Here is a 7742-nt window from a genome sequence, read left to right as displayed (position 1 = left end):
GTGTTCGCCGACAAGGCCTTCTATGCGGTCAATCCGAGTGACGCGAAGAAGCCAATGATCGTGCCGTTCCTGTTGAAGAAGGACGCCCAGGCGCACGCCGCGAGCATCGGCGGCAGGCTGGCCAGCTACGACGACGCGCTGGCGCTGGCCGCCGCCCCCTTCTGATCGACGCCACCGGAGGCCGCCGCATGTCCACCATTCCGCTGCGGGCCCTGCCCGACGACGCTCCGGCGCCGGCCCCGGTGTTGCTGCCCGCCATCCAGCTGGTCGACGGCGCCGCGCCACCGGCAGCCGCCATCGCCGCGGCGCCGCCGCGCGCACCGCGCTGGATGCGCGCGCTGCTGTGGCTGCGCGCGCAGGCCACGGGCTTCGCGCTCGGCAGCCTGTCGCTGGGGCTGATGCTGCTCTTCTGGCACTTCGCCACCACCCACGGCTGGGACTTCTACATCCGCTTCACCAACCTGCCCACGCCGCTGGAGGTGGCCGGCAAGCTCGGCGAGGCGATGAACTCCACCAAGTTCATCACCAACGTGGGCATGAGCCTGCGCCGCATCGCGATCGGCTTCGCGGTCGCGGTGGTGCTCGGCGTCGCGCTCGGCCTGGCGATCGGCCGATACAAGGTGACGCGGCAGCTGCTGTTCCCGGCCATCGAGGCGCTGCGCCCGATCCCGGCAATCGCCTGGGTGCCGATCTCGATCATGCTGTGGCCCGACAACGAGGTGAGCATCGTCTTCATCACCTTCATCGGCGCGTTCTTCCCGATCCTGCTGAACACGGTCAGCGGCGTGCAGGCGGTCGACGCGGTGCTGCTGCGCGCCGGCCAGTGCCTCGGCGCACGCGAACCGCAGCTGATGTGGCACGTGGTGCTGCCGGGCGCGGCGCCGCAGATCTTCACCGGCCTGGCCGTCGGCATGGGCGTGGCCTGGGTGTCGCTGATTGCCGCCGAGATGATCTCGGGCCAGTTCGGCATCGGCTACTTCACCTGGGAGGCGTACTCGCTGATCGCCTACGCCGAGATCGTGCTCGGCATGATCACCATCGGCGTGCTCGGGCTGGCCTGCAGCTGGGCCATCCGCGTCGCGGGCAAGCTGATGCTGCCCTGGCTGGAGTTCACCAAGCTCGGAGGCCGCCCATGAGCGCGCAGTTGCCCGCCAAGGGCCATATCGAGGTCCGCAACCTGTCGATGAGCTTCGGCTCGGCGCTGCAGCGCGTGCAGGCAGTCAGCGACGTCTCGCTGAGCGTGGCGCCGGGCGAGTTCGTCTCGCTGATCGGCCCCTCGGGCTGCGGCAAGTCGACGCTGCTCAACGTGGTGGCCGGCTTCGCCTCGCCGAGCGCCGGCCAGGCGCTGCTCGACGGGCAGCCGATCACCGGCCCGGGCTCCGACCGCGGCGTGGTGTTCCAGCAGTACTCGCTGTTCCCCTGGATGTCGGTGCGCAGGAACGTCGAGTTCGGGCTGAAGATGCAGGGCGTGCCGCCGAACAAGCGCGAGACCTCCGCGCGCACGCTGCTCGGACTGGCCGGCCTGCTGGCCTTCGAGAACCACTACCCCGACCAGCTCTCCGGCGGCATGAAGCAGCGCGTGGGCATCGTGCGCGCGCTGGCCACCAGCCCGCAGGTGATGCTGATGGACGAGCCCTTCGGCGCGCTGGACTCGCAGACCCGCGTGGTGATGCAGCAGATCCTCACCAACATGTGGCAGAAGTTCCGGCTCTCGGTGCTGTTCATCACGCACGACATCGAGGAGGCGATCTTCCTGTCCGACCGCGTCTACGTGATGACCGCGCGCCCCGGCCGCATCAAGGCCGAGGTCGAGATCCCGCTGCCGCGGCCGCGCACGGCCGAGATGATGTCGTCGGTGATGTTCACGCAGATCCTGCACAAGCTGCGCAACCTGATCCGCGAGGAGAGCCTGGCGGCGATGGGCACCGAGCTCGACGCCGGCGGGCTGGACGGCTTCGCGGCCGAGGTCGGGCCGGCGGGCGTCCGGGAGCTGGTGTGATGGGCCGCCCGCTCGAGATCTGCGATCACCGGGCCACGGGCCTGCTGGAGATCACCTGGGACGACGCCGGCACCAGCCGCCTGCCGCACGCCTGGCTGCGCGCGCACTGCCGCTGCGCGGCCTGCGAGCAGCGCGCGCGCACGCAGGCGCCGCGCCCGGCGGTCGCCGCCGCGCTGCGCCTGACCGGGATCCACCCGGTCGGCGAGCAGGGCCTGAACCTCGTCTTCAGCGACGGGCACGGCCGCGGCATCTATCCATGGGCCTACCTGCGCGAGCTCGGCAATCGGCTGCCGGCCGGCGGCGCCGCCCTCCTCCCCTGACCCCCTCGATCAATCCACCATGTCCAACACCGGCATCGAACGCGTTCTCCACGTTCACCACTGGAACGACACACTCTTCTCCTTCCGCACCACGCGCGACCCGGCGCTGCGCTTTCGCAACGGCCACTTCGTGATGCTCGGCCTGCCCTCGGACGGGCGCCCGCTGATGCGCGCCTACAGCGTGGCCAGCGCGAACCATGCCGAGTACCTCGAGTTCTTCAGCATCAAGGTGCCGGACGGGCCGCTGACCTCGCGGCTGCAGCACCTGCAGCCCGGCGACGAAGTCATCGTCGGGCGCAAGCCCTCCGGCAGCCTGCTGATCGAAGACCTGCTGCCGGGGCGGCACCTGTACCTGCTGTCCACCGGCACCGGCCTGGCGCCGTTCATGAGCATCATCCAGGACCCCGAGACCTACGAGCGCTTCGAGAAGGTGGTGCTGGTCCACGGCGTGCGCCAGGTCAGCGAGCTCGCCTATGCCGAGTTCATCGAGCGCGAGCTGCCGCAGCACGAGTTCCTCGGCGAGTGGGCGCGTGACAGGCTGGTCTACTACCCGACCGTCACGCGCGAGCCTTTCCGCAACCGCGGGCGGCTGACCGATCTGCTCGACAGTGGCTCGCTGTGCGACGACATCGGCCTGCCGCGGCTCGACCCGGCGGTCGACCGGGCGATGATCTGCGGCAGCGCGGCCATGCTGAAGGACTGCTGCCGGCTGCTCGACGCCAAGGGCTTCCACATCAGCCCGCGCCAGGGTGAGCTCGGCGACTACGTCATCGAGCGCGCCTTCGTCGAGAAGTAGGCCGTGAGCGGCCGCGCCGACACGCCCGCGGCCCTGCCCCCGGCGCCGCCGCGCCCCGGCACGCTGCCGCTCGCGCAGGAGCTGCTGCCGGGCGCGGTGCTGTGCGGGGTGATCGCCCTGGCCGCCACCTTCGTCGCCCTCGTGCATGGCGGCCCGCAGCTGCTGTACGCGCTGCTCCTGGGCATGGCGCTGCACGGCGTCGGCCAGGAAGGGCGGGCCGCCGCGGGCATCGAGTTCTGCAGCCGCTTCGTGCTGCGCCTGGGCGTGGCCCTGCTCGGCGCGCGCATCGCCGCCGAGCAGGTGCTGGCCCTGGGCTGGCCGACCGCCGCGCTGGTGGTGGCGGCCGTGCTGAGCACCATGGCCGTCGGCGTGGCACTCGCCCGCCGCCTCGGCCTCACGCTCGAGCAGGGGCTGGTGTCCGGCGGCGCCACGGCCATCTGCGGCGCGTCGGCCGCGCTGGCGATCTCGGCCGTGCTGCCGCGCAGCCGCGAGCAGGACCGCTTCACGCTGCTGGTGGTGGTCTGCGTCTCGACCCTGTCCACGCTGGCGATGCTGGTCTACCCGCTGTGGACCACGCTGCTGCACTGGAGCGCGCCGCAGGCCGGGCTGTTCCTCGGCGCGTCGATCCACGACGTGGCGCAGGTCATGGGCGCGGCCTACCTGCTGGGGCCGGTGGCAGGTGACACGGCGGTGATCGTCAAGCTGTTCCGCGTGAGCCTGCTGGTGGCGGTGGTGGCAGGCATCGGCCTGGTGATGCGCCCGCGCCGGGGCGCGGCAGCGGCGGCCGATGGCGAGCGGCCGGCGCTGCTGCCCTGGTTCATGGTGGTGTTCGTCGCCCTCGTGCTGCTCAACTCGATGCACCTGCTGCCGTCGAGCGCCGAGCCCGTGCTGTCGAGCGTGTCGCGCGCCTGCCTGGTGATGGCGATCGCCGCACTCGGCCTGAAGACCGCGCTGCGCTCGCTGGCCGAAGCGGGCTGGCGCCCCTTGCTGCTGATGCTCGCCGAGACGCTCTGGCTGGCCGCCGCGGTCGGCGTCGGCGTGGCGGCGATGCCGGGCTGGCAGTAGGTCGAATGATCGGGGATCCGAAGTAGATGTCCTGGCCGGCAAGCCGGCCAGAGCGAACGGACGCGGGCTTGCGCCGTCTGGTTTGCAGCCAGATTGATGTCGTCAGCCTGACGACGCATCGCGGGCGTAGACGATGAAGCCGTGGTGCTTCGCCACCTGGTCGTACAGCAGCCGGCCGGCGGCATTGCTCTCGTGCGTCTGCCAGTACACCCGGACCACACCCGCGCGGTGGGCCTCGGCACAGACGCCCTCGATGAGCGCGCGCCCCAGCCCCTGACCACGCAGTTCCGGCACCGTGTAGAGGTCGCTCAGGTAGCAGACGTCCTCGATCCGGGTCATGCTTCGATGGAACAGGTAGTGCGCCAGTCCGACCAGTTGCCCCTGCCGCTCCGCCACCAGCGCGTGAACGGGTTCCGCAGGATCGAGGAAGCGCCGCCAGGTGGATTCGGTGATGTGCTGCGGCAGCGCGGTGTCGCCGCTGCGGCCGTAGAAGGCGTTGTAGCCATCCCAGAGCGGTCGCCAGGCAGCGAGGTCGGCGGGCGCGATCGGCCGGATCGTGGGTTGAGACATGGACCGTCCTGAACTCGAGGGCGCCATTGTCTCGCCAGACCTCGGGTCGGACTCAGGTCGCGTACGGCGTACCGTCCTTGTGCGTGAACAGCCAGCCACCCTCCGGCCTGGCCGCGGCCACGATGTCGTCGTCCGGATAGCTCGCAGAGTCGCCCGCGCTGCGGTCGCCGACGACGAGCAGCACACAGTCCTCGCCCGTGCGATTGACGAACTTGTGCGCATCGCCCGTGCCGGCGGGGAAGCCGACGCACTCGCCCGCCTGCATCGGCGTTTCACCGTGGTCGGTCACCAGGGTCGGGGCGCCGGAGAGGACGTGGACGAACTCGTCCTGCCGGCTGTGCGCGTGCCTCAGCGAGGAAACGGCGCCCGGGGCCAGCGTGGTCAGGTTCACGCCGAAGTTCTTCAACCCGAACAGGTCGCCCAGCGGGCGGATGGTGCGGCCCCGCATGCGCGAGGCGAACGGTTCCGGGTAGCTGGACGCTCGCGCGCGCGGGGGCGCGTCGTCAGCGCGAACGGGGGTGGGTGATTTCAGCTTCGTCATGGTGTGGGGCGATGCGCAGTTCGCAGAAGGGCAGACCGTTGATGAACAGCCGGGCGCCGCGGGTCGCGTCGTGCGTCAGGCCGGTTTCCAGCACCACGTCGCGGATGTCTGCCTCGGTGGTGATCCAGGCTGTGCCCGACAGGCAGGTCAACCGGACGTCGACCGGACAGACGTAGCGCAACGGATGCGCCTTCTCCACCGTGATGCGCACGGCGTCGACGACGCCCGCCAAGTTCCACCATGGCAACGGGTGCGATCGGGCCGGGGGTTCGGGGCATGACATGCACGGATTCAACGCCCCGGCGATCTGTGCCTCAAGCGATCCTTGTGCAGGCTGGCATGAACACCAGGCATGCGAGCCGCCGCACCGCGAACCCTAGCCCGGCGCCCGATGGCAGACGATGCAGAGCTTGTTGTCGTCGGGGTCGCGCAGGTACGCGCCGTAGTAGTGCTCGTGGTACTCCGGCCGCAGGCCCGGGCCACCTTCGGACGTGGCGCCCTGCGCCAGTGCCACGGCGCAGGCCCGGTCCACGGTGGACCGGTCCGGCGCAAGCAGGGCCACCATCTGCCCATTGCCGGGTTCGTGGGGCTGCCCGTCGAAGGGTGTGCCGATGAGGAAGAGCGGCCGCGGATCGGGGCTCGACTGCCAGCCCGCCCACGGGCGCTCGCGCTCGCAGAAGCGCGCCTGGATGCCCAGCGCCTCCATCAGCCGCGTGTAGAAGCGCAGGGCGCGCTCGAAGTCATTGGTGCCGATGAAGACGTGTGAAATCACGCAATGCTCCCCAGCCGCCTTCGCCGTCGATGCCGGCAGCAGCGGCCAAGTATCCGTCGAACCGCGCCAGCGGGCTTGAGAGTTGAAGGACCTTGGCATTCCTGCTGCGCATGCCAGCCCGGCCCAAAGATCGTTTGTCGCGGCCCCGCCGGCGCGCACACAGTGGGCGGCGCGGGCACTCGCCCGCGACCTGCCTCACGGAGCCATCCATGCCTGCCCCCACGACACGCGAAGAACGCCGGCGCGCCCTTCTGGTCCCCATCGTCGTCGGCGGCATCCTGATGGGCCTGGCCCTCGGCGTCCGGCACGTGCAGGGGCTGTTCATGCTGCCGATGACCATGGGCCGGGGCTGGCCCCGGGAGACCTTCGCACTTGCGCTCGCGCTGCAGAACCTCGTGTGGGGCCTCGCGCAGCCGTTCACCGGCATGCTGGCCGACCGGTGGGGCTCGGCGAAGATCGTGGCCGCCGGCGCGTTGCTGTACGGCCTGGGCCTGCTGCTCATGTCCACGGCCACGACGCCGGCCGCGCTGTTCGTGGGCGGCGGCCTGGTCATCGGCCTCGCGCTGTCGTGCACGGCGTTCGGCGTGGTCTACGGTGCGCTGAGCCGGATGTCGACGCAGGCCGACCGCGGTTGGTCGCTCGGGCTGGCCGGCGCCATCGGGGGCCTGGGGCAGTTCATCGCCGTCCCGGGAACGCAGGCGCTGCAGGACGCGCTGGGCTGGGAGCGGGCGCTCGTGACCCTGGGCGCGCTGATCGCCCTGCTGGTGCTGTTCGCGTCGAAGCTCGACGACAGCGTCCGGCCCGGCGCCGGCCCCGGTGGCGACGCAGCACGGCCCCTGCCCATGTCGGCCGCGATCTCAGAGGCCGTCGCCCACCGCGGCTTCTGGCTGCTCAACCTGGGCTTCCTGGCCTGTGGATTCCAGCTCGCGTTCATCGCCGCGCACCTGCCGGCCTACCTGCTGGACAAGGGGGTGCACCCCAACGTGGCCGTCACGGGCCTGGCAGTCATCGCGCTGGCCAACGTGGTCGGCACCTTCGTCTGCGGGCAGCTCGGGGGCGCCTACCGGCGCAAGCACCTGCTGTGCGCGCTGTACCTCGTGCGATCGGCGGCGATGGCGCTGTTCGTGCTGCTGCCACTGTCGCCGATCACCGTCTACCTGTTTTGCGCCGTGATGGGTTTCCTCTGGCTCGGCACCGTCCCGCTGACCAACGGGCTGGTCTCCCAGGTGTTCGGCGTGCAGTACATCGGCACACTGTTCGGCTTCGTGTTCTTCGGCCACCAGCTCGGCGCCTTCCTCGGCGTGTGGCTGGGCGGGCATGTGTTCGACGCGACCCGCTCCTACGACTGGCTGTGGTTCGGCTCCATCGCGCTGGGGGGCGTTGCCGCCGCGCTGCATTGGCCGATCGACGACCGGCGTGTCGGCGCCGGCCTGCAGGCGAGCCCCGCATGAACCGCGGGCTGCTGTCGCGCGCGCTGCGCATCGCCCTGACCGTCTCGACGGTCCTGGGGCTCAGCGTGACCGGATGGCTCGCGTGGCGCCGGCCGGACCATGTGGTGGCCTGGCTCACCCTGATGCCGCTGTGCGGCCCGTGAGCCGGTGTGCTCGGCCCTGCTTTCCGGCGTTGCGCACGTCGATCGATACTCTTCGCCTGCACGGAATGACTGCGCATGCCCACGA

At 70.8% G+C, this 7742-nt stretch carries 11 protein-coding genes; 7 read left to right on the top strand and 4 right to left on the bottom strand.

Features of this window, described 5'->3' with window-relative positions:
- The first annotated feature begins 188 nt into the window (after positions 1-188).
- Genes AAG801_RS21395 through AAG801_RS21375 form a run of 5 tightly spaced genes read left to right on the top strand, consistent with a single transcriptional unit; the run spans position 189 to position 4180 of the window.
- On the top strand, positions 189-1136 hold the full coding sequence (locus tag AAG801_RS21395) for an ABC transporter permease (protein ID WP_341890176.1): 948 nt from the start codon (positions 189-191) through the stop codon (positions 1134-1136).
- Entirely contained in the window at positions 1133-1999 is an 867-nt protein-coding gene (locus tag AAG801_RS21390; RefSeq protein WP_341890175.1) for an ABC transporter ATP-binding protein, read from the top strand. Before AAG801_RS21395 ends, AAG801_RS21390 begins: the two co-directional genes overlap by 4 nt.
- Positions 1999-2319 (top strand): DUF971 domain-containing protein, encoded by a 321-nt coding sequence (locus AAG801_RS21385; protein WP_341890174.1) that lies wholly within the window; start codon positions 1999-2001, stop codon positions 2317-2319. The genes AAG801_RS21390 and AAG801_RS21385 overlap by 1 nt, the downstream gene beginning before the upstream one ends.
- Positions 2320-2338: 19 nt before the next feature.
- Complete coding sequence (locus AAG801_RS21380) at positions 2339-3115, top strand: ferredoxin--NADP reductase (protein ID WP_341890173.1); 777 nt, start codon at positions 2339-2341, stop codon at positions 3113-3115.
- Positions 3116-3118: 3 nt separating this feature from the next.
- Entirely contained in the window at positions 3119-4180 is a 1062-nt protein-coding gene (locus AAG801_RS21375) for a putative sulfate exporter family transporter (protein ID WP_341890172.1), read from the top strand.
- A 102-nt stretch (positions 4181-4282) separates the two neighbouring features.
- On the opposite strand, the gene AAG801_RS21370 is transcribed toward AAG801_RS21375, so the two are convergent.
- The 4 genes from AAG801_RS21370 to AAG801_RS21355 all read right to left on the bottom strand — a co-directional run bounded on the left by AAG801_RS21370 (position 4283) and on the right by AAG801_RS21355 (position 6063).
- Positions 4283-4750, bottom strand: a complete 468-nt coding sequence (locus tag AAG801_RS21370) for a GNAT family N-acetyltransferase (protein WP_341890171.1) — start codon at positions 4748-4750, stop codon at positions 4283-4285.
- A gap of 52 nt (positions 4751-4802) precedes the next feature.
- Entirely contained in the window at positions 4803-5291 is a 489-nt protein-coding gene (locus AAG801_RS21365; RefSeq protein ID WP_341890170.1) for a cupin domain-containing protein, read from the bottom strand.
- The gene (locus tag AAG801_RS21360) at positions 5254-5523 is read right to left on the bottom strand and encodes a DUF2917 domain-containing protein (RefSeq protein ID WP_341890169.1); all 270 of its coding nucleotides are present in this window, start codon (positions 5521-5523) and stop codon (positions 5254-5256) included. The genes AAG801_RS21365 and AAG801_RS21360 overlap by 38 nt, the downstream gene beginning before the upstream one ends.
- Before the next feature lie 144 nt (positions 5524-5667).
- Positions 5668-6063 (bottom strand): VOC family protein, encoded by a 396-nt coding sequence (locus AAG801_RS21355; RefSeq protein WP_341890168.1) that lies wholly within the window; start codon positions 6061-6063, stop codon positions 5668-5670.
- Between the two features lie 209 nt (positions 6064-6272).
- Between AAG801_RS21355 and AAG801_RS21350 the strand changes: the two genes are divergently transcribed.
- Complete coding sequence (locus AAG801_RS21350) at positions 6273-7514, top strand: MFS transporter (RefSeq protein ID WP_341890167.1); 1242 nt, start codon at positions 6273-6275, stop codon at positions 7512-7514.
- Positions 7511-7657: a hypothetical protein gene (locus AAG801_RS21345; protein ID WP_341890166.1), complete on the top strand. Its 147-nt coding sequence runs from the start codon at positions 7511-7513 to the stop codon at positions 7655-7657. The genes AAG801_RS21350 and AAG801_RS21345 overlap by 4 nt, the downstream gene beginning before the upstream one ends.
- Positions 7658-7742: the final 85 nt, after the last annotated feature.

It is taken from the genome of Variovorax sp. YR752 (genome assembly GCF_943372545.1).
This window is presented reverse-complemented; position numbering and strand designations above follow the sequence as displayed.